Origin of the sequence: Streptomyces sp. NPDC048664, from assembly GCF_040650555.1 — a bacterium.
Lineage (GTDB): Bacteria > Actinomycetota > Actinomycetes > Streptomycetales > Streptomycetaceae > Streptomyces.
This window is the reverse complement of sequence record NZ_JBEZHK010000022.1, coordinates 86,071-106,002: the sequence shown is the minus strand read 5'-3', so window position 1 is coordinate 106,002 and position 19,932 is coordinate 86,071. Positions and strand designations below refer to the sequence as shown.

Here is a 19,932-nt window from a genome sequence, read left to right as displayed (position 1 = left end):
CCCACGACGCACCGGCCACCTGACAACGCTCCGCTGCACCCACCCCAGGGGCGCGGGGAACTGCGCAAATCCCACGATGTACCGGCACCTGACAACGGTCCGTCGCACCCACCCCAGGGGCGCGGGGAACTGCGCAAATCCCACCACGCACCCGCACCCGACAACGCCCCGCCCGCCCCCGGAAGGGGCGCGCACCCTAGCAGCCACGCCCCCTCCCAGTTGGCAACAACGGCCAGGTTGGCGCAAAAATCCGGTGAACCCCCTAGCCGGAACGACAACCTCCGCCGATGCTGCGCGCATGACAGAAAAACTGACACATCGTCACCTGAGTAGACGTCACATACTCGGCATGGCCGCCCTCCAGACCGCCGCCACCCTCGGCTTCACCCGCGTAGGACTCCAGTCCGCCCACGCCGCCGAGCCCGCCGCCACGGAGTCCGCCCCCGCCATCGTCATCGGCTCCGGCTACGGCGGCGCCGTGGCCGCCCTCCGGCTCGGTCAGGCCGGAATCCGCACCCTCGTCCTGGAGATGGGCCGCCTGTGGAACACCCCCGGCCCCGACGGCAAGGTGTTCTGCTCCACCAACGCCCCCGACCAGCGGTCCATGTGGTTCCGCACCCGCACCGAGGCGCCCCTGGCCACCTTCCTGTGGCTGGACCTCGTCAACAGGAACATCTCCTCCTACCCCGGCGTCCTGGACCGCGTGCACTACGACAACATGTCCGTCTACGTGGGCCGCGGCGTCGGCGGCGGCTCCCTCGTCAACGGCGGCATGGCCGTCACCCCCCTCCAGTCCTACTTCCACGAGCAGTTCCCCACGGTCGACGCCACCGAGATGTACGCCACCTACTTCCCTCGCGCCAGCTCGATGCTCGGCGTCAACACCGTCGACCCGAACTGGTTCGAGACGACGGACTGGTACCGGTTCGCCCGTACCTCCCGCAAGGCCGCGGCCAACGCCGGCCTGAAGACCACCTTCGTGCCGAACGTCTACGACTTCGCCTACATGCAGCGCGAGGCCGCCGGCACCGCCACCAGGTCCGCGCTCGCCGGGGAGGTCATCTACGGCAACAACCAGGGCAAGCGCAGCCTCGACAAGACCTACCTGGCGGCCGCGCTCGGCACCGGCAACGTCACCATCAACACCCTGGAGCGGGTCAGGGAGATGCACCGCGCGCCCGACGGGTCCTACGTCCTGACCGCCGACCGCATCGACACCACCGGCAAGGTCGTGGAGACCAAGCAGTACTCCTGCACGTACCTCTTCCTCGGCGCGGGCAGCCTCGGCACCACCGAACTGCTGCTGCGCGCCCGGGAGACCGGCGCGCTGCCCGCCCTGGACGCCAGCGTCGGCACCGGCTGGGGCCCCAACGGCAATGTGATGGTGGGCCGCGCCAACCACGTCTGGGACACGGTGGGGGCCAACGAGGCCACCATCCCCGTCCTCGGCATCGACGACTGGGCCAACGCCGACAACCCCGTCTTCGCCGAGATCGCCCCGCTGCCCATGGGGTTCGAGCACTGGATCAGCCTCTACCTGGCGATCACCAAGAACCCGCAGCGGGGCTCGTTCACCTACGACGCGGCCACGGACTCCGCGAAACTGGGCTGGACCGCGGGCCAGAGCGCCGTCTCCGTGAACATGGCCAAGAAGCTGTTCGACCGGATCAACCTGGCCAACCTCACCATCTACCGGTACGACCTGTTCGGTTCGTCCAGCAAGGTGTTCGCCGACGACTTCTGCTACCACCCGCTCGGCGGCTGCGTCCTCGGCCGGGCGACCGACGACTACGGCCGGGTCAAGGGCTATCCGAAGCTGTACGTCACCGACGGCTCCCTCGTCCCCGGCAACATCGGCGTCAACCCGTTCCTCACCATCACCGCGCTCGCCGAACGCACCATGACGCGGGTCCTCGCCGAGGACACCGCGTCATGAAGTGGGGGGCCGAGGACTACTTCTGGTAGAGGGCCTCGACCTCGCCCGCGTAATCCCGCGCCACCACCGTGCGCTTGAGCTTCAGGGACGGCGTCAGGTGGCCCGACTCCTCGGTGAACTGGGAGGGCAGAATGCGGAACTTCCGCACCGATTCCGCCTTCGACACCGCGGCGTTGCCGTCGTCGACCGCGTCCTGGATCGCAGCGATCAGATCCGGGTCCTCGCGCAGCGACGCCGCGGTGGCACCCGCCGGCTTGCCGTGCTCGGCGGCCCAGCGGCCCAGGAACTCCTCGTCGACGGTGACCAGTGCGCCCACGAACGGCCGCCCGTCACCCACCACCATGCACTCCGCGACCAGCGCGTGCGCCCGGATGCGGTCCTCGATCACGGCCGGGGCCACGTTCTTGCCGCCCGCCGTGACGATGATCTCCTTCTTGCGGCCGGTGATCCTGAGGTAGCCGTCCTCGTCCAGGGTGCCGATGTCACCGGTGTGGAACCAGCCGTCGGCGAGCGCCTCGGCGGTCGCCGCCTCGTTGTTCCAGTACCCCTTGAACAGGTGCTCGCCGTGCAGCAGCACCTCGCCGTCGTCGGCGATCCGCACCACGGAACCCGGCAGCGGCTGGCCCACCGTGCCGATCTTCTGCCGGTCCCAGGGGTTGAACGCGGTCGCCGCGCAGGACTCGGTCAGGCCGTAGCCCTCCAGGACCGTGAAGCCGATGCCGCGGAAGAAGTGGCCGAGGCGCTCGCCCAGCGGAGCGCCGCCGGAGATGGCGTACTCGCCGCGACCGCCCAGCACGGCGCGCAGCTTGCTGTAGACGAGCTTGTCGAACGCCTTGTGCTTGATCTTCAGGCCGAAGGACGGACCGGACGGGGTGTCCAGGGCGCGGCTGTAGGCGATGGCCGCGTCCGCCGCCTTGTCGAAGATCCTGCCCTTGCCGTCCGCCTGCGCCTTGGCGCGGGCCGAGTTGTAGACCTTCTCGAAGACGCGCGGCACACCGAGGATCAGCGTCGGCCGGAACGAGGCCAGTTCGTCGGTGAGGTTCTTGATGTCGGGGACGCAGCCCAGCTTGATCGGCGCGATCATCGGCGCGACCTGCACCAGACGCCCGAAGACGTGCGCCAGCGGCAGGAACAGCAGCACGGAGCACTCGCCGGTGCGGAACAGGGGGCGCAGCCGCTCCACGATGTTGCCGCACTCGGCGAAGAAGCTGCGGTGGGTGAGCACGCAGCCCTTGGGGCGCCCGGTGGTGCCGGAGGTGTAGACGATGGTGGCCGGGTCGTCGGCCTTGGCGAGCGAGCTGCGCTCCTGAAGGGTCGCGTCGCCGACGTCCTGGCCGAGGCGCCCCAGCTCCTCCACGCCGCCGGCCTCGATCTGCCAGACGTGCTTGAGGGCGGGCAGCCGTTCGCGGACCGACTCGACCGCCGCGGCGTGCACGTCCAGCTCCACGACGCAGGCGGTCGCGCCCGAGTCGCTGAGGATCCACTCGACCTGCTCCGGCGAGCTGGTCTCGTACACCGGCACGGTGACCGCGCCGGCGCTCCAGATCGCGAAGTCGAGCAGCGTCCACTCGTAGCGGGTCCTGGACATCAGTCCCACCCGGTCGCCCGGCTGCACACCGGAGGCGATGAGCCCCTTCGCCGCGGCCTGCACCTCGGCCAGGAAGGTGGTCGCGGTGACGTCCTGCCAGACACCGGCCACCTTGCGGGCGATGACGGCGACGTCGGGATGCTGCGCGGCGTTTCTGCGGACGATGTCGGCCAGGTTGCCGTCGGCAGGGACCTCGTACAAAGCCGGAAGGCTGAACTCGCGCAAGACTGCTGCTCCTCATAGGGCGCCGACGCCACGACTTTGTGTGATCGACGGTGCGGTCCAAGGCTGGGGCGGATGCGCACGATTCCTGCCACGTTCCCGTCCCAGGAGCCGTTGGCTGAAATTTTGTGCACAACTGGACTGCCCGGACGTTACCCGTCGGTATGGCCTCTACGACAGGGGGTCCCGGCGAGATGTTCCGTGCGTCACACGAGCCGACGATCCTTCGCCGCACAGTAGTCCACCGATTTCCGGACTGGCCAGTAATCGCAGGTCCGACCGCCAGTGTTCACCACTGTTCACCGATGCCGCACACCCCTACGCTTGATCGGCATGGCACCTGCACTTCCCGGCACCCCCCGAACGCGCGTCCATGTGGTCAGCGACGTGCACGGCAACGCGCGCGACCTGGCCGTGGCCGGTGACGGCGCGGACGCGCTCGTCTGCCTGGGAGACCTGGTGCTGTTCCTCGACTACGCCGACCACTCCCGCGGCATCTTCCCCGACCTGTTCGGCAGGGAGAACGCGGACCGGCTGGTCGAACTGCGCACCGCCCGCCGCTTCGAGGAGGCCAGGGCGCTGGGCGCCTCGCTGTGGGCCGGGGTCGACGGGGACCGCTACGCGACGATCGAGAAGGCGGTGCGCAAGCAGTACGCGGAGCTGTTCGCCGCGTTCCCCGCGCCCACCTACGCGACCTACGGAAATGTCGACATTCCCTCCCTGTGGCCGGAATTCGCCGCTCCGGGCACGACCGTGCTGGACGGCGAGCGGGTGGAGATCGGCGGCCGCGTCTTCGGCTTCGTCGGCGGGGGGCTGCGCACCCCGATGCGGACCCCCTACGAGATCAGCGACGAGGAGTACGCGGCGAAGATCGAGGCCGTGGGCGAGGTGGACGTCCTGTGCACCCACATCCCGCCCGAGGTCCCCGAACTGGTCTACGACACCGTCGCGCGCCGCTTCGAACGCGGCAGCCGCGCCCTGCTGGACGCCATCCGCCGCACCCGCCCGCGCTACTCCCTCTTCGGCCACGTCCACCAGCCGCTGGCCCCCCGGATGCGGGTCGGGGCGACCGAATGCGTCAACGTGGGGCACTTCGCGTCCACCGGCAGGCCCTGGGTGCTGGAGTGGTGAGCGCCCGGTGGTCCGGACGCGGTGACGGGGCCGTCACCCGCGCGCGGTAGCCTTCACGCTGCACAGACGTGCGCACGCGCGCACGACCCTCCCTGACCGGACCGCATCTGGAGGAGCCACGGCGATGGCGGAACACACCAGTTCGAGCATCACGATCGAGGCGGCCCAGGCCGACGTCATGCGGGTGATCGCCGACTTCGCGCGCTACCCGGACTGGACGGGCGAGGTGAAGGAGGCCGAGGTCCTCTCCACGGACGCCCAGGGCCGCGCCGAGCAGGTGCGCCTGGTGATGGACGCCGGAGCGATCAAGGACGACCAGACGCTCGCCTACACCTGGATCGGTGACAGCGAGGTCGCCTGGACCATGGTCAAGTCCCAGATGCTCCGCACCCTGGACGGCTCCTACCTGCTGAAGCCGGCGGGCCAGGGCGGCACGGAGGTCACCTACCGGCTGACCGTGGACGTCAAGATCCCGATGCTGGGCATGATCAAGCGCAAGGCCGAGAAGGTCATCATCGACCGGGCCCTGGCCGGACTGAAGAAGCGCGTGGAGTCGGGCGAGCACTGACGGGCCCGCCTCCGGGCTCGCCCGGTGCCCTGCGCGGCGCACCGGCCGGTCCCGGGTAGCGTTCACCCCCATGCGCACCCTCCTGATCACCGGCCCCGGCGGCGCCGGCCGGACCACCGTCGCCGCGGCCACCGCGCTACGGGCCGCCCGCGAGGGCAGCCGCACCCTGGTGCTCAGCGCCGACCGGACCGACTCGCTCGGCGCGGTCCTCGGTGTCCCCACCGGTGCCGCGCCCGTCGAGGCCGCCCCGGGCCTCACGCTGTGGCGCCCCGACGCCGCGGCCCACTTCCGGGACGACCTCGTCGCCTTCCAGGAGCGCGCGGCCACGGCCCTCGACCTGCTCGGCGCCGCCCGCCTGGCCGCCGAGGAGGTCACCCCGCTGCCCGGTGCCGAGGAGCTCGCCCTGCTGCGCGCCCTGCGCGACGCCGCGCTCAGCGAGGCGTACGACCTCCTCGTGGTCGACCTGCCCCCCGCGCCCCAGGCCCTCGCCCTGCTCGCCCTCCCCGAGGAACTGCGCCGCTATCTGCGCCGGCTGCTCCCGCCCGAGCGGCAGGCGGCCCGCGCCCTGCGGCCCGTCCTCGGCCGGCTCGCCGGGGTCCCGATGCCCGCCGAGTGGCTCTACGAGACCGCCGCCCGCTGGGACGTCGAGCTGGCCGCCGTCGAGGCCGTGCTCACCGACCGCGCCACCGGGGTGTGGCTGGTCGCCGAGCCCGGACCGGCCGGCGCCGACGCCGCGCACACCGCCGTCCTCGGCCTGGCGCTGCGCGCCCTGCGCCCCGAACTCCTGGTCGCGAACCGCGTCCTTCCCGACAGCGCGCGGGACCCCTGGTTCGCGGGGCTCGCCGCGCAGCAGCGCAAGACCCTGGACGAGTGGCAGGACACGCCCGGGGTGGACGGCGTGCACGCCGTGGCGCACCTGGGGCACGAACCGCGCGGCACCGACGACCTGGCCGCGCTCGCCGGCCCCGCCGTGGCCGCGGCCTCGCCCGCCCCGGTCGAGTGGCCCGTCGCCGACCGGCTCGCCGAGGACGGGGTCCTGGTGTGGCACATCCCGCTGCCCGGCGCGATACGCGAGGAGCTGGACCTCGTACGGCGCGGCGACGAACTCGTGGTCAGCGCCGGTCCCTTCCGCCGGATCCTCACGCTCCCCTCGGCACTGCGCCGCTGCACCGTGGCGGGCGCGGCCCTGCGCGACGGTGAGCTGCGGATTCGTTTCACACCCGATCCGGAGCTGTGGCCGCGCGGCATGTGAGACGTACCCCCGTTCGGGTAACGTCGAGAGTACGAACCGCAGTCAGGAGTCCGCCATGAGCGAAGAGGGCCCCGCGTCCGACGCATGGGCGAAGGCGTGCGCCGAGGATCTCGCCGCGGAGAAGGCCCGCAGACGTGCCGAGTCCGGCCAACCGCCCACCTCGGCGGCCGACGAGCTGCGCAAGCTGGTCGACGTGGTCGCGGACAAGCTGTCCGGGATGCAGTCACCCCTGTTCGGGGCGGCGGCGTCCGGGATGGTGCAGCAGGTCAGGGCGGCGGTGGAGCCGGTGATCGAGCGCAACCCGGAGGTCTTCGACCACCTCGCCGCGGCGGGGTCGGAGCTGCTGGCGGCGTACCGCTCCGCGGTGGAGGGGCATGAGCGCCGGTGGACGTCTCCTCCGGAGGAGAACCAGGGCCCCACCGAACGGATCGACCTGGACTGACCCCGCCGGGCGAGCCCCGCGCGGTGCGTCGTCCCGTGCGGGTGTGTCGTGGCGTGCCGCGCAGTTCCCCGGGCCCCCTTTGAGGGGCCCGTGGCCCTGAGCGGGGATCCGTCGCCGCTCAGACCCCTCGGGTACGGTGGGCCGTAGCGGGGCTCGACCGGAACTGAGGGATTCATGGGACTCACCATCGGCGTCGACATCGGCGGCACCAAGATCGCGGCCGGCGTGGTCGACGAGGAAGGAAACATCCTCTCGACCCACAAGGTGCCGACCCCGGCCACGCCGGACGCCATCGTGGACGCCATCGCCGCAGCCGTCGACGGCGCCCGCGTGGGACACGAGATCGTCGGCGTCGGCATCGGTGCCGCCGGCTACGTCAACCGCCAGCGGTCCACGGTCTACTTCGCCCCCAACATCGACTGGCGCCAGGAGCCGCTCAAGGAGAAGGTCGAGGCCCGCACCGGCCTCCCGGTGGTCGTGGAGAACGACGCGAACGCCGCCGCCTGGGGCGAGTACAAGTTCGGCGCGGGCAAGGGCCACCGCAACGTCATCTGCATCACGCTCGGCACCGGCCTCGGCGGCGGGATCATCATCGGCAACAAGCTCCGCCGCGGCCACTTCGGCGTGGCCGCCGAGTTCGGCCACATCCGGATGGTCCCGGACGGGCTGCTCTGCGGCTGCGGCTCCCAGGGCTGCTGGGAGCAGTACGCCTCCGGCCGCGCGCTCGTCCGGTACGCGAAGCAGCGGGCCAACGCCACCCCCGAGCACGCCGAACTGCTGCTCTCGCTCGGCGACGGCACCCCGGAGGGCATCGAGGGCAAGCACATCTCCATGGCCGCCCGCCAGGGCGACCCGGTGGCCGTCGACTCCTACCGGGAGCTGGCCCGCTGGGCGGGCGCGGGCCTGGCGGACCTGGCCTCGCTCTTCGACCCCTCCGCCTTCATCGTCGGCGGCGGTCTCTCGGACGAGGGCGAACTGGTCCTCGACCCGATCCGTAAGTCGTACAAGCGCTGGCTGGTGGGCGGCAACTGGCGCCCGGTGGCCGACGTCATCGCGGCCCAGCTGGGCAACGAGGCGGGCCTCGTCGGCGCCGCGGACCTGGCCCGGGAGCCCGACCCGATCATGTGAGGCACCCCCCCCGGCCTCGTGCCCTCCCCAGGGCGCGGGGCCGGGCGTACATTGATCCGCATGGCGCTGCTGCCCGACTCCCGCACCGAGCCCGACGGCGGCGCCGTCCTCCGCGTGCTGAGCTACAACATCCGCTCGATGCGCGACGACACCCAGGCCCTGGCCAGGATCATCACGGCCTGCGCCCCCGACCTGGTCCTGATCCAGGAAGCCCCGCGCTTCTTCCGCTGGCGCAAGAAACTGGCCCGGCTCGCCGCCGCCTCGGGCCTCGTGCTCCTGACCGGCGGAGCCACCGCGGCGGGACCCGCGATCCTGTGCTCGCTGCGCGCCACCGTCGAGCACACCGAGGACGTGCTGCTGCCGCTCACCCCCGGCCTGCACCGCAGGGGCCTCGCGACGGCGGTCGTACGCTTCGCGGGCGCCCGGCTCGGTGTCGTCAGCTTTCACCTGAGCCTGGAGAAGCGGGAGCGGTACGCCCAGGCGGGCCTGCTCCTGGACCGGATCGACCGGATCGCCGCGACGGGCCCGGCCTGCGCCCTCGCCGGCGGCGACCTGAACGAAGCCCCCGGCGGCCCCGCCTTCGAGCGGCTGGCGAGGGACCTGCGGGACGCCCGGACCGTCGCGCCCTGGGGCGGGGAGCACACCTGGACGCCGCTGGACCCGCACCGCCGCATCGACGCGATCTTCGCCACGAGCGGCGTCGAGGTCCTCGGCTGCGGTGTCCCGCTCGGTCACCCGGGAGTGTCCCGGGACGACCTGAGGGCGGCCTCGGACCACCTTCCGGTCCTGGCCGCCCTCAGGATCCCCGCGTCGTAGGGCCCGCGGCGGGTCAGACCACCGCGCCCCGCCCCGGGTCGTCGTCGTCCTCGCCCGTGCGCATGCGCGCCACCAGCGTGGCGCAGCCGCCCAGGAAGCCTCCGATGCCGAGCGTGGTGAGCCACCAGGTCATCTCCCAGCCCAGGAGTATCGCCAGCAGGAGCAGCACGGGTCCGCCGACCAGCCCGAGCCACGCGAACTTCGCCGTCGTGTCGGCCTCGGGCAGCGGCGGCGGCTCCGGCGGCACGAAGTGGCCCTCGTCGTCCGGCCCGAAGTCGTCCTCGGACGGCTCCGGCGGGCTGTGGTCGCGCGGACCCACGCCGGGCGCGAACGTGACCGAGCCGCCGAGCGGGGCGGCCGGCTCGTCCTGCGCGCCCTCGCCCGTGGCGTCCTCCGGCTCCCAGGCGGGCAGCGCCAGATCCTCGACCGACCGGAAGGGCCTCGCGCCCGGCGGGTCCGACGGCTCCTCCCCGTACCCGGCGACGATCGCCGCCCAGGCGGCCTCCTCGTCGAAGGGCACGCCCTTCTCGTCCGGCTCGCGGTCCTCGCGGTCGGAGTCGTGCTCAGCCACCTGCGGCCGTCCCTTCTTTGCCGACACTGGGCGCGATCCGGCCGATGAACGTATGGCTCTCCTCGAAGATCCGGTCCGCGTCGTGGTCCAACGTCGCCACGTGGTAACTCTGTTCCAGCAGGACCTCCCGCACATCCGCCGAGGAGATCCGCCCGAGGATCCGCGCCGAGTCGGCCGGCGGGACGACGTGGTCCTGGGGGCTGCGCAGCAGCAGCACCGGCTGGGTGACCCGCGGCAGCTCGCCGTCCAGCATCCGCAGGAAGTTCCGCAGGGAGTGCGCCGCGTGCAGGGGCACCCGGTCGTAGCCCAGCTCGGTGCCACCGCCCTTGGCGATGTCGCTGGCGATCCCCTTCGTGGAAGGCACCAGATGGCGGGCCACCGGAAGGGCGTACGCGGATCGGCCGTGCACCTTGTTCGCCGGGTTCACCACGATGACCCCGGCGACCCCCGCACCGTGCCGGGCGGCCAGCCGCAGGGCCAGGGCACCGCCCATGGACAGGCCCGCCACGAACACCTGGGCGCACCGCTCGCGCAGGACCCGCAGCGCGCGGTCCACCTCCGCGTACCAGTCCTGCCAGCCGGTGAGCTGCATGTCCTGCCAGCGCGTGCCGTGCCCGGGCAGCAGCGGCAGCGACACGGTCAGGCCGCGCCCGGCCAGATACTCCCCCCAGGGGCGCAGCGACTGCGGGGAACCGGTGAAACCATGGCAGAGGAGGACGCCGACCTCCCCGCCGTCATGGCGGAACGGCTCGGCTCCAGGAAGGACCGGCACGTCGGTCTCCTGTTCAGAGAATCGGATGTTCAGGCAGCGGAAGCGGATCGAAAGACGCGGAACGGACACATCTCGGGTGCAGGTACTTCACCGTACGCGACCGCACTGACACCGACCAGGGCCGTCGGCGCTCTTTGCGGCGGAGCGGGTTAAGGTCTGTGTCACAGACACAGGAGGAACTCGGTTGTTGTACGGCGCGATGAAGGTGGCCATCGGGGGGCCGCTGAAGCTCACTTTCAGGCCCTGGGTGGAAGGTCTGGAGAACATCCCCGCCGAGGGGCCCGCGATCCTGGCGAGCAACCACCTCTCCTTCTCGGACTCGTTCTTCCTGCCCACGATGCTCAACCGCAAGGTCACCTTCATCGCGAAGGCCGAGTACTTCACGACCCCGGGAGTGAAGGGGCGGATGACCGCGGCCTTCTTCAAGGGCGTCGGCCAGCTCCCGGTGGACCGCTCGGGCGCGCGCGGCGCGGGCGAGGCCGCCATCAGGAGCGGCATCGAGGTCCTGGAGCGCGGTGAGCTGTTCGGGATCTACCCGGAGGGCACCCGGTCGCCCGACGGGCGCCTGTACCGCGGCAAGCCCGGCGGTCTCGCCCGGGTCGCGCTGGCCACCGGGGCGCCCGTGATCCCGGTCGCCATGATCGACACCGAGAAGATCCAGCCCCCCGGCAAGGTCATGCCCAAGCTGATGCGTCCGGGCATCCGCATCGGCAAGCCGCTCGACTTCAGCCGCTACCACGGCATGGACGGCGACCGCTTCGTGCTGCGCGCGGTGACCGACGAGGTCATGTACGAGATCATGAAGCTCTCCGGCCAGGAGTACGTCGACATCTACGCGACGGCCGCCAAGCGGCAGATCGCGGAGGCGGCGAAGGCCGAGAAGCAGGCGGAGAAGCAGGCGCACCAGGCCGAGAAGCAGGCCCAGAAGGAAGCCGCCGAGGCCCAGGGAACCGGGGAGGACCCGGGGGCCCACGCGGAGCGGGACGGGACGGCCGTGGCGGAGCAGGCAGGAAAGGAACCGGCGGGTTCCTAGAGCCGCGGCACCAGCGGGTCCCCGCGGGTCCGGCCGGCTCCCGCGGACCGCCAGGCACGCCGTCGGTCGACTCGGGGTGGGGGACATGGCCAGGGCCAAGCGCGAGCGCGTCGTCATGATGTCGGTGGAGCAGCCGCTGTGGCGCGCGCTCACGGCCTACCGCGTGCTGACGATGCTGTACGCGATCGGGTTCTTCGCCAGCGCGTACGGGCAGTTCGCCCACCCGCGCGTGGCCATCGCCTACTACGTCGTCCTCGGCCTGTGGACGCTGTCCACGCTCCCCAGGGTCGCCAACGCCGCGAACTGCACCCGGCCCTTCCTGGCCGTCGACCTCACCATCGCGCTCACCGGCATCCTCATCACCCCGCTCGCGGCCAGCCCCGAGCGGATCGCCGACGGCGGACCCACCCTGCCCTCGATCTGGACCGCCGGGGCCGTCCTGGCGTTCGCGATCAAGGGCGGCTGGCGCTGGGGCGCCTGCGCCTCCACCGCGGTCGCCGTCGCCGACCTGATCGAACGCGGCACCCCGGCCCGCGACACCCTCCACAACGTGGTGCTCGTCTGGGTCGCCGCCACCGGCATCGGGTACGTCGTCGAGGTCGCCCGCGCCTCGGAGCGCACCCTCGCCCGCGCCCTGGAGATCCAGGCCGCGACCCGGGAGCGGGAGCGGCTCGCCCGGGACATCCACGACGGCGTGCTCCAGGTGCTCGCCATGGTGCAGCGGCGCGGCTCCGCCCTGGGCGGCGAGGCCGCGGAACTCGGCCGGCTGGCGGGCGAACAGGAGATCGCGCTGCGCACCCTGGTCGCCGGAGGCCTGACGCCCCGGCACGCCACCGCGCCCGGCACGGCACCGGATCCGGCGGGCGCTTCGTCCGGCCGACCGGACACCGGGGACGGCCCCCTCGACCTGCGCCCGCTGCTGAACCCCTACGTCGGCGCCCGGGTGACCCTCTCCCAACCGGGCACCCCGGTGCCGCTCGCCCCCGGGGCCGCGCGGGAACTCGCCGCCGCGGTCGGCGCCGCCCTCGACAACGTCGACCGGCACGCCGGGGACGGCGCTCACGCCTGGATCCTGGTCGAGGACGAGCCGGACACGGTCGTGGTGACCGTGCGGGACGACGGCCCCGGCATCCCGGAGGGACGGCTCGCCGAGGCCGAGTCGGAGGGGCGGCTCGGGGTCGCCCAGTCGATCCGCGGGCGGCTGCGCGACATCGGCGGCACGGCCGAGCTGATCTCGGTGCCCGGCCAGGGCACCGAAGTGGAACTGAGGACACCGAAGCGCCCGACGGGCGTGCGTGCCCCACAGGGAAGGCGGGACGAGGATGACGGCGGACACCACCGGTGAGCGCTCCCCGGTCAGGGTCATGGTGGTGGACGACCACCCCATGTGGCGCGACGCGGTCGCCCGCGACCTCGCCGAGGCCGGGTTCGAGGTGGTCGCCACCGCGGGCGACGGCGAGCAGGCCGTACGGCGGGCCCGGGCCGTCACGCCCGACGTCCTCGTCCTGGACCTGAACCTGCCCGTGAAACCGGGCGTCCAGGTCTGCAGGGAACTCGTGGGCGCCGAGCCCTCGCCGCGCGTCCTGGTGCTGTCGGCGAGCGGGGAGCACGCGGACGTGCTGGAGGCGGTGAAGTCGGGCGCGACCGGCTACCTGCTGAAGTCCGCCTCGACCCAGGAGCTGATCGACGCGGTGCGCCGCACCGCGGACGGCGACCCGGTGTTCACGCCGGGCCTCGCGGGGCTGGTCCTCGGCGAGTACCGGCGACTGGCCAGTGAGCCCGCCCCCGCGCCGGACACCGACGAGCCCGGCGCGCCGCGGCTGACCGACCGGGAGACCGAGGTGCTGCGGCTGGTCGCCAAGGGCCTGAGCTACAAGCAGATCGCCGAACGCCTGGTGATCTCGCACCGCACCGTGCAGAACCACGTCCAGAACACCCTGGGCAAACTCCAGTTGCACAACCGGGTGGAGCTGGTGCGGTACGCGATAGAGCGGGGTCTCGACGGCGCGTAGCCGCAGTACCCTCTTTCGAGTGAATTCGGGGTGATCAACTCCCCGACGTTTCACCGGAGTCGGCCGCTCGCGTCCTGCCGGAGTGACATGGGTCACCACTAGCGTGGCCCGTATCAGCCAATCGCTCAGGCAACCGCGGTGAAGGGACAATTCCATGCGGGTCGGAGTACTGACCGGAGGCGGCGACTGCCCCGGGCTCAACGCCGTCATCCGGGGCATCGTGCGCAAGGGCGTGCAGGAGTACGGCTACGACTTCGTCGGCTTCAGGGACGGCTGGCGCGGCCCCCTCGAAGGCGACACCGTCCGGCTCGACATCCCCGCGGTGCGCGGCATCCTGCCCCGCGGCGGCACGATCCTCGGCTCCTCCCGGACCAACCCCCTGAAGCAGGAGAACGGCATCCGCCGGATCAAGGACACCCTCGCCAAGGAGGAGGTCGACGCGCTCGTGGCGATCGGCGGCGAGGACACCCTGGGGGTCGCCGCGCGCCTGGCCGACGAGTACGGCGTCCAGGTCGTCGGCGTGCCCAAGACCATCGACAACGACCTGTCCGCCACGGACTACACCTTCGGCTTCGACACCGCCGTCAACATCGCGACCGAGGCGATCGACCGCCTGCACACGACGGCCGAGTCCCACATGCGGGTCCTGGTGGTCGAGGTGATGGGCCGCCACGCGGGCTGGATCGCCGTCCACTCGGGGCTCGCCGGCGGAGCCAACGCCATCCTCATCCCCGAGCAGCGCTTCGACGTCGACCAGGTGTGCGCCTGGGTGACCTCCCGCTTCAAGGCGTCGTACGCGCCGATCGTGGTGGTGGCGGAGGGCGCCGTGCCGAAGGACGGCGACATGGTGCTCAAGGACCAGTCGGTGGACTCCTTCGGACACGTCCGCCTCTCGGGCGTCGGCGAATGGCTGGCCCACGAGATCGAGCGGCGCACCGGGAAGGAGGCCCGGACGACCGTCCTCGGACACGTCCAGCGCGGCGGCACACCCAGCGCCTTCGACCGCTGGCTCGCCACCCGCTTCGGACTGCACGCGATCGAGGCGGTCCGCGACGGGGACTTCGGAAAGATGGTCGCCCTGCGCGGAACGGACATCGTCCGCGTCCCGATCGCGGAGGCCACGGCCAAGCTGAAGACGGTCGACCCGAAGCTGTACGCCGAGGTCGGGGTGTTCTTCGGCTGACGAGGCCCCTCGCGCGCCGGACGGCACGGGCGCGGCCGTCCGGCGCGCGGGGGCGGGGCCGTTCAGGTCGAGGCGGCCGCCTGGGGGCGGCAGCCCCGGGACACGTGCGCGACCAGTTCCCGGACGATCGCGACGCCGTTCGACGTCAGCACGGACTCCGGATGGAACTGCACCCCACCGAACCCGGGCCCCCGCAGGGCGTGCACCTCCCCGCCGACGTCCCGGCTGACGGCGATCCCGTGCGCGGCCAGCTCACCGGCCGTCTCGTCGTCGCACCGGGCGGTGAAGCTGTTGTAGAACCCGACGGTCTCCGCCCGCCCGAACAGGTCGATCCGGGTCTGCGCACCCTGGTACGGCACCTCCTTGCGCGCGATCTCCAGCCCCAGCTCGGCCGCGATCAGCTCCTGCCCCAGGCAGACGCCGAGGACGCCGTACCGGTGCCCGCGGAGCACCTCGGCGGTGAGCTCCCGCAGGAACCGCATCTTCGGATCGGTGAGATCCGCCGGGTCGCCGGGCCCGGGGCCCAGCACCACGACCCCCTCGTGCGCGAGCACCGCCTCCCGCAGCCCCGGCGCGTCGTACCGCCGTACCGTCACCCGCAGCCCCGTCGACCGCAGCACATGCGCCAGCATCGCGGTGAACGTGTCCTCGGCATCCACCACGAAGGCGTGCCCGGCCGACTCCGACTCCGGCGCCTCCTCCCGCATCCGCAGCCAGAACGGCGCGAGCATCGCGCGCCGCCCGTCGAGCGCGGCCCGCACCCGGGGGTCGTCCGCCAGCAGCGGCCCCGTCCTCTCCGCGTGCGCACGCGCCGGGCGTGCCCCCAGCGCCGCCAGCACCCCCGCCGCCTTGGCGTGCGTCTCCGCCACCTCGCCCGCCGGATCCGAGCCGCGCACCAGGGTCGCGCCGACGGCCACCCCCAGCCGTCCCTCCCCGTCGATGTCCGCGGTGCGGATCAGGATGGGCGAGTCGAGTGTCGGCGCGCCCCCGCCGTCCCGGCCCAGCAGCGCCAGCGCGCCCGCGTAGTAGCCGCGGCCGGTCCTCTCGTGCCGCTCGATCACCCGGCACGCGTTCTGCACGGGCGACCCGGTGACGGTCGCCGCGAACATGGTCTCCCGCAGCACCTCGCGCGGGTCCAGGGTCGACCTGCCGCGCAGCTCGTACTCCGTGTGCGCGAGGTGGGCCATCTCCTTCAGGCGCGGGCCGACGACGACACCGCCCCGGTCGCCGACCGTGCACATCATCTTGAGTTCCTCGTCGACGACCATCGACAGCTCCTCGATCTCCTTGCCGTCGGCCAGGAACCGGAGCAGGTGCTCGGGGCGGGGACCGCCCTCGGGGTAGCGGTAGGTCCCGCTGATCGGGTTCATCACGACCGTCCCGCCGGACATCCGCACATGCACCTCGGGGCTCGCGCCCACCAGCGTGCGCCGGCCGGTGTGGACGACGAAGGTCCAGTAGGCGCCCCGCTCGCCGACCAGCAGCCGGCGGAACAGTGCGAGGGCGTCGCCGCGCCCGAAGCCGGCGACGGTGCCCCGGAACGTGCGCCGGACGACGAAGTTGGCGCCCTCCCCGCGCCCGATCTCCTCCCGCAGCACCCGGTCGACGATCCGGGCGTACTCCTCGTCGGACACGTCGAAGCCGCCGTCCCGCACGCGGACGTCATGGTCGGGAAGCTCGCTCAGGGCCTCGTCCAGGGGGATCTCGTACGACTCCTCGGGCCGCAGGGCCAGCAGCGGGGTCCCGTCGTCGCGGACGTCGAAGCCGCGCTCGCGGATCTGCCGGAAGGGGACGAGGGCCAGGCACTCCTCGGGGAGGTCGGCGAGCCGCTCACAGGGGGTGACGTCGCCGATCAGCACCTCCACCGTGTCGTGGTCGCGCCCCGGGGTGCGGCGGCGCAGCAGGGCGAACGGACGGTGATCGTCCAGCAGGTCGGACAGAGGCATCGTGGGGTTCCTTCTCTTCTCGGAGAGGGAACGGCCCCGGTGCCCGGAAACACGGAAGGCCGCCCCTCGGGGCGGCCTTCGCGAAGTCGTGGGTACGCGCGTCAGTGGGCCGCCGAAGGAGCGGTCCACCACCAGTTCCGGGTCGTGTGCGCGAACATGTGCCGCACTGTACCCCACGCGCGCCGCGGGACCGCCCCTTCACCGCGCCCCTGTGTCCACGGACTGTTCCGGGCGTCTCACTTGCTGGGCTTTGGACCGGCGGCCGGAATCGACCCCGTAGTCTGGGGCTCGTGACCGTGAACGCTAAGACCAGCGCACATGCTGGCAACACCTGGCGAGACCTGCCCGCGGCGCAGCAGCCCGAGTACCCCGACACCGAGGCTCTGCGCGCAGTGATCGCGGACCTCGAGTCGTATCCGCCGCTCGTCTTCGCGGGCGAGTGCGACCAGCTGCGCGCCCGGATGGGAGCCGTCGCCAGGGGCGAGGCGTTCCTGCTCCAGGGCGGCGACTGCGCCGAGTCCTTCGACGCCGTGGGTGCCGACCACATCCGCGCCAAGCTCAAGACCCTGCTCCAGATGGGTGCCGTGCTCACCTACGCGGCCTCGGTGCCGGTGGTGAAGGTCGGCCGTATCGCCGGCCAGTACTCCAAGCCGCGCTCCAAGCCCATGGAGACCCGTGACGGCGTGACCCTGCCCGTGTACCGGGGCGACTCGGTCAACGGCTTCGAGTTCACCGAGAAGTCCCGGATCCCGGACCCGGAGCGGCTGCGCCGCATGTACCACGCGTCCGCCTCCACGCTGAACCTGGTGCGCGCCTTCACCACCGGCGGCTACGCGGACCTGCGCCAGGTGCACGCCTGGAACCAGGACTTCGTGAAGTCCTCGCCGTCCGGGCAGCGCTACGAGCAGCTGGCGCGGGAGATCGACAACGCGCTGAACTTCATGCGCGCCTGCGGCACGGACCCGGAGGAGTTCAAGACCGTCGAGTTCTTCTCCTCGCACGAGGCGCTGCTGCTCGACTACGAGTCCGCGCTGACCCGCGTCGACTCGCGCACCGGCCGGCTGTACGACGTCTCCGCGCACATGGTGTGGATCGGTGAGCGCACGCGGCAGCTGGACGGCGCGCACATCGAGTTCGCCTCGAAGATCCGCAACCCGATCGGCATCAAGCTCGGTCCGACGACGACGGCCGAGGAGGCGCTGCAGTACATCGAGCGTCTGGACCCGGACCGCGAGCCGGGCCGGCTCACCTTCGTCGTGCGCATGGGCGCCGACAAGGTCCGTGACCGGCTGCCCGAGCTGGTGGAGAAGGTCACGGCGTCCGGCGCGGCGGTGGCCTGGGTGACCGACCCGATGCACGGCAACACCTTCGAGGCGGCCTCCGGCCACAAGACCCGGCGCTTCGACGACGTGCTGGACGAGGTGAAGGGCTTCTTCGAGGTCCACAAGGCGCTCGGCACCCACCCGGGCGGTATCCACGTGGAGCTGACCGGCGACGACGTCACCGAGTGCGTGGGCGGCGGCGACGAGATCTTCGTCGACGACCTGCACCAGCGCTACGAGACGGCGTGCGACCCGCGTCTGAACCGCAGCCAGTCCCTCGACCTGGCGTTCCTCGTCGCGGAGATGTACCGGGACCAGTAGCGGACCCCGGGCCGACCGGGCCCGGAACGGCGCAGTGGGGTGGGGCGCGGATCACAGAGGATCCGCGCCCCACCCCACTTTCACCGGTACGGCACGACGGGTAAGGTTAGGTTTGCCTCACCGACCAGGGAGCCGGGAGGGCACGACCCGCAGAACCCGCCGGGAGGTGAACCACGTGTACGTCTGCAGTTGCTTCGGCGTCACCGAGCAGCAGGTCAAGAAGCACGTGGACGACGGCGCCTGCACTCCCCGGCAGATCGCGTCCGCCTGCAAGGCGGGCACCGACTGCGGCTCGTGCGTGCGGCGCATCCAGGCGCTGCTGGGCCGGGGCGCCTGCCCGCGCCGGGAGCTCGCCGACCGGGGCAGGCCCGTCCTGTCCTCCGTGGCCGGTGCCGAGGGCCTGGGAGACGCGGCCTAGCCCTCTTCCGGCTGCTCGATGAGCTGCGCGATGTAGAGCGCCTCGCCGAGCTTGTCCACCAGGTCGAGCTGAGTGTCCAGGTAGTCGATGTGGTGCTCCTCGTCCTCCAGGATCGACTCGAAGATGTTCGCCGACGTGATGTCGCCCTTCTCCCGCATCACCCTGACGCCCCGCTTGAGCCGGTCGATCGCCTCGACCTCGATCTCGCGGTCGGCCTCGAACATCTCCTTGACCGTCTGCCCCACCCGCACGTGGAAGAGCCGCTGGTAGTTCGGCAGCCCGTCCAGGAAGAGGATGCGGTCGGTCAGCACCTCGGCGTGCTTCATCTCGTCGAACGACTCCCGCCGGGTGTACGTGGCGAGCTTGTACCACCCGAGGTTCTCCTGCATCTTCGCGTGCAGGAAGTACTGGTTGATCGCGGTCAGCTCACCGGTGAGCTGCTCGTTGAGGAATTCGATGACCTCCGGGTCGCCCTGCATCGCGCGGGCTCCTTCCAAGCGTGACTGGCGGGATGCGCCGCATGATTGCACCGGCACCGGGTAGCGTCCAGTAAGTTCACGCTTAATGGGATATGTCTGGTTCGGGTCCGGGCTGGTCGGGTGCACTCGGCCTGGTCTGTCAGGATGGAGTCATGGGTCACCCGGTGGAGCGCGCGTCTGGACAAGGAGAAGCGGGACGGTCCGAGCTTCCGCCGGGACAGCGACTGCAGCGGGGCTGGCCCGTCACGCACTACGGCCCCGTACCCAAGTTCCGTCCCGAGCGCTGGGAGTTCAGGGTGTTCGGCGTCACCGCGGACGGCGGGAAGCACTGCTGGAACCACGAGGACTTCACGGCCCTGCCCTACGCGAGCGTCGTGGCCGATCTGCACTGCGTCACGAAGTTCAGCATGGTCGGGGCCGAATGGGGCGGCATCCCGGCCCGCACGATCCTCGAGATAGCCCCGCCCGCGCCCACCGTCACCCATGTCATGGTCTGGGCGGAGTACGGCTTCAGCTCCAATCTGCGCCTGGACGACTTCGCCTCCGACCGCACCATCTTCGCCACCCACAAGGACGGTGAGCTGCTCACCGCCGAACACGGCTTCCCGCTGCGCCTGGTCGTCCCGCACCTGTACGCCTGGAAGGGCCCCAAATGGGTGCGCGGCGTCGAGTACATGACCGCCGACCGCCGGGGCTTCTGGGAGGAGCGCGGCTACCACAACCTCGGCGACCCCTGGAAGGAACAGCGCTACTCCTACCAGGAGGAGCCCGGGGACGGCCCCGAACTCTGAC

General features: G+C 71.8%; 20 protein-coding genes. 14 read left to right on the top strand and 6 right to left on the bottom strand.

What is annotated here, in order from left to right:
* The first annotated feature begins 349 nt into the window (after window positions 1-349).
* Window positions 350-1,936: a GMC oxidoreductase gene (locus AB0C59_RS23385; protein WP_363007565.1), complete on the top strand. Its 1,587-nt coding sequence runs from the start codon at window positions 350-352 to the stop codon at window positions 1,934-1,936.
* Window positions 1,937-1,952: 16 nt separating this feature from the next.
* On the opposite strand, the gene AB0C59_RS23380 is transcribed toward AB0C59_RS23385, so the two are convergent.
* A complete protein-coding gene (locus AB0C59_RS23380) occupies window positions 1,953-3,749 on the bottom strand; it encodes an AMP-binding protein (protein WP_363007563.1) in 1,797 nt (598 codons plus the stop codon).
* A gap of 372 nt (window positions 3,750-4,121) precedes the next feature.
* Between AB0C59_RS23380 and AB0C59_RS23375 the strand changes: the two genes are divergently transcribed.
* The 6 genes from AB0C59_RS23375 (at window position 4,122) to AB0C59_RS23350 (ending at window position 9,083) form a co-directional block, all read left to right on the top strand.
* Window positions 4,122-4,877 carry a metallophosphoesterase gene (locus AB0C59_RS23375; RefSeq protein WP_363007627.1) on the top strand — a complete coding sequence of 252 codons (756 nt, stop codon included), beginning with the start codon at window positions 4,122-4,124 and terminating at the stop codon, window positions 4,875-4,877.
* 124 nt (window positions 4,878-5,001) lie between these two features.
* Window positions 5,002-5,445: an SRPBCC family protein gene (locus AB0C59_RS23370; protein WP_363007561.1), complete on the top strand. Its 444-nt coding sequence runs from the start codon at window positions 5,002-5,004 to the stop codon at window positions 5,443-5,445.
* 70 nt (window positions 5,446-5,515) lie between these two features.
* Window positions 5,516-6,697 (top strand): ArsA-related P-loop ATPase, encoded by a 1,182-nt coding sequence (locus AB0C59_RS23365; RefSeq protein ID WP_363007559.1) that lies wholly within the window; start codon window positions 5,516-5,518, stop codon window positions 6,695-6,697.
* A gap of 55 nt (window positions 6,698-6,752) precedes the next feature.
* A complete protein-coding gene (locus AB0C59_RS23360) occupies window positions 6,753-7,139 on the top strand; it encodes a DUF5304 domain-containing protein (protein ID WP_363007557.1) in 387 nt (128 codons plus the stop codon).
* A 174-nt stretch (window positions 7,140-7,313) separates the two neighbouring features.
* Window positions 7,314-8,267: an ROK family glucokinase gene (locus AB0C59_RS23355; RefSeq protein WP_363007555.1), complete on the top strand. Its 954-nt coding sequence runs from the start codon at window positions 7,314-7,316 to the stop codon at window positions 8,265-8,267.
* A gap of 60 nt (window positions 8,268-8,327) precedes the next feature.
* The gene (locus AB0C59_RS23350; RefSeq protein WP_363007553.1) at window positions 8,328-9,083 is read left to right on the top strand and encodes an endonuclease/exonuclease/phosphatase family protein; all 756 of its coding nucleotides are present in this window, start codon (window positions 8,328-8,330) and stop codon (window positions 9,081-9,083) included.
* 13 nt (window positions 9,084-9,096) lie between these two features.
* Here AB0C59_RS23350 and AB0C59_RS23345 read toward each other — a convergent pair whose 3' ends face one another.
* The gene (locus AB0C59_RS23345) at window positions 9,097-9,654 is read right to left on the bottom strand and encodes a hypothetical protein (RefSeq protein ID WP_363007551.1); all 558 of its coding nucleotides are present in this window, start codon (window positions 9,652-9,654) and stop codon (window positions 9,097-9,099) included.
* Window positions 9,647-10,426 (bottom strand): alpha/beta fold hydrolase, encoded by a 780-nt coding sequence (locus AB0C59_RS23340; RefSeq protein ID WP_363007549.1) that lies wholly within the window; start codon window positions 10,424-10,426, stop codon window positions 9,647-9,649. The genes AB0C59_RS23345 and AB0C59_RS23340 overlap by 8 nt, the downstream gene beginning before the upstream one ends.
* A gap of 199 nt (window positions 10,427-10,625) precedes the next feature.
* On the opposite strand from AB0C59_RS23340, the gene AB0C59_RS23335 reads away from it, so the two are divergent.
* From AB0C59_RS23335 to AB0C59_RS23320, 4 genes are all read left to right on the top strand, one after another.
* Entirely contained in the window at window positions 10,626-11,459 is an 834-nt protein-coding gene (locus AB0C59_RS23335; RefSeq protein ID WP_363007625.1) for a lysophospholipid acyltransferase family protein, read from the top strand.
* Window positions 11,460-11,544: 85 nt separating this feature from the next.
* Complete coding sequence (locus tag AB0C59_RS23330; protein WP_363007547.1) at window positions 11,545-12,804, top strand: DUF5931 domain-containing protein; 1,260 nt, start codon at window positions 11,545-11,547, stop codon at window positions 12,802-12,804.
* A complete protein-coding gene (locus AB0C59_RS23325; protein ID WP_363007545.1) occupies window positions 12,782-13,471 on the top strand; it encodes a response regulator transcription factor in 690 nt (229 codons plus the stop codon). Before AB0C59_RS23330 ends, AB0C59_RS23325 begins: the two co-directional genes overlap by 23 nt.
* A 154-nt stretch (window positions 13,472-13,625) precedes the next feature.
* Complete coding sequence (locus AB0C59_RS23320; protein ID WP_363007543.1) at window positions 13,626-14,654, top strand: 6-phosphofructokinase; 1,029 nt, start codon at window positions 13,626-13,628, stop codon at window positions 14,652-14,654.
* A gap of 62 nt (window positions 14,655-14,716) precedes the next feature.
* Here AB0C59_RS23320 and AB0C59_RS23315 read toward each other — a convergent pair whose 3' ends face one another.
* Both AB0C59_RS23315 and AB0C59_RS23310 read right to left on the bottom strand, forming a co-directional pair.
* Entirely contained in the window at window positions 14,717-16,600 is a 1,884-nt protein-coding gene (locus tag AB0C59_RS23315; RefSeq protein ID WP_363007541.1) for an anthranilate synthase family protein, read from the bottom strand.
* Between the two features lie 101 nt (window positions 16,601-16,701).
* A complete protein-coding gene (locus AB0C59_RS23310; protein ID WP_363007623.1) occupies window positions 16,702-16,758 on the bottom strand; it encodes a trp operon leader peptide in 57 nt (18 codons plus the stop codon).
* Between the two features lie 132 nt (window positions 16,759-16,890).
* Between AB0C59_RS23310 and AB0C59_RS23305 the strand changes: the two genes are divergently transcribed.
* Together AB0C59_RS23305 and AB0C59_RS23300 are read left to right on the top strand one after the other, a co-directional pair.
* A complete protein-coding gene (locus tag AB0C59_RS23305) occupies window positions 16,891-18,243 on the top strand; it encodes a class II 3-deoxy-7-phosphoheptulonate synthase (protein ID WP_363007539.1) in 1,353 nt (450 codons plus the stop codon).
* A gap of 166 nt (window positions 18,244-18,409) precedes the next feature.
* The gene (locus AB0C59_RS23300) at window positions 18,410-18,661 is read left to right on the top strand and encodes a (2Fe-2S)-binding protein (RefSeq protein ID WP_363007537.1); all 252 of its coding nucleotides are present in this window, start codon (window positions 18,410-18,412) and stop codon (window positions 18,659-18,661) included.
* On the opposite strand, the gene bfr is transcribed toward AB0C59_RS23300, so the two are convergent.
* Window positions 18,658-19,140, bottom strand: a complete 483-nt coding sequence (bfr, locus tag AB0C59_RS23295; protein ID WP_363007535.1) for a bacterioferritin — start codon at window positions 19,138-19,140, stop codon at window positions 18,658-18,660. The genes AB0C59_RS23300 and bfr overlap by 4 nt on opposite strands.
* 152 nt (window positions 19,141-19,292) lie before the next feature.
* Here bfr and AB0C59_RS23290 point away from each other — a divergent pair, with 152 nt between their 5' ends.
* A complete protein-coding gene (locus tag AB0C59_RS23290) occupies window positions 19,293-19,931 on the top strand; it encodes a sulfite oxidase-like oxidoreductase (protein ID WP_363007533.1) in 639 nt (212 codons plus the stop codon).
* The last annotated feature ends 1 nt before the right edge of the window (window position 19,932 follow it).

What these genes read in the sequence shown, in the direction of transcription:
- AB0C59_RS23330 (WP_363007547.1), top strand. Translation starts at nt 11,545, where the DNA reads ATGGCCAGGGCCAAGCGCGAGCGCGTCGTCATGATGTCGGTGGAGCAG.
- AB0C59_RS23385 (WP_363007565.1), top strand. Translation starts at nt 350, where the DNA reads ATGGCCGCCCTCCAGACCGCCGCCACCCTCGGCTTCACCCGCGTAGGA.
- AB0C59_RS23350 (WP_363007553.1), top strand. Translation starts at nt 8,328, where the DNA reads ATGGCGCTGCTGCCCGACTCCCGCACCGAGCCCGACGGCGGCGCCGTC.
- AB0C59_RS23365 (WP_363007559.1), top strand. Translation starts at nt 5,516, where the DNA reads ATGCGCACCCTCCTGATCACCGGCCCCGGCGGCGCCGGCCGGACCACC.
- AB0C59_RS23320 (WP_363007543.1), top strand. Translation starts at nt 13,626, where the DNA reads ATGCGGGTCGGAGTACTGACCGGAGGCGGCGACTGCCCCGGGCTCAAC.
- AB0C59_RS23335 (WP_363007625.1), top strand. Translation starts at nt 10,626, where the DNA reads ATGAAGGTGGCCATCGGGGGGCCGCTGAAGCTCACTTTCAGGCCCTGG.
- AB0C59_RS23325 (WP_363007545.1), top strand. Translation starts at nt 12,782, where the DNA reads ATGACGGCGGACACCACCGGTGAGCGCTCCCCGGTCAGGGTCATGGTG.
- AB0C59_RS23355 (WP_363007555.1), top strand. Translation starts at nt 7,314, where the DNA reads ATGGGACTCACCATCGGCGTCGACATCGGCGGCACCAAGATCGCGGCC.
- AB0C59_RS23360 (WP_363007557.1), top strand. Translation starts at nt 6,753, where the DNA reads ATGAGCGAAGAGGGCCCCGCGTCCGACGCATGGGCGAAGGCGTGCGCC.
- AB0C59_RS23315 (WP_363007541.1), bottom strand. Translation starts at nt 16,600, where the DNA reads ATGCCTCTGTCCGACCTGCTGGACGATCACCGTCCGTTCGCCCTGCTG.
- bfr (WP_363007535.1), bottom strand. Translation starts at nt 19,140, where the DNA reads ATGCAGGGCGACCCGGAGGTCATCGAATTCCTCAACGAGCAGCTCACC.
- AB0C59_RS23370 (WP_363007561.1), top strand. Translation starts at nt 5,002, where the DNA reads ATGGCGGAACACACCAGTTCGAGCATCACGATCGAGGCGGCCCAGGCC.
- AB0C59_RS23290 (WP_363007533.1), top strand. Translation starts at nt 19,293, where the DNA reads ATGGGTCACCCGGTGGAGCGCGCGTCTGGACAAGGAGAAGCGGGACGG.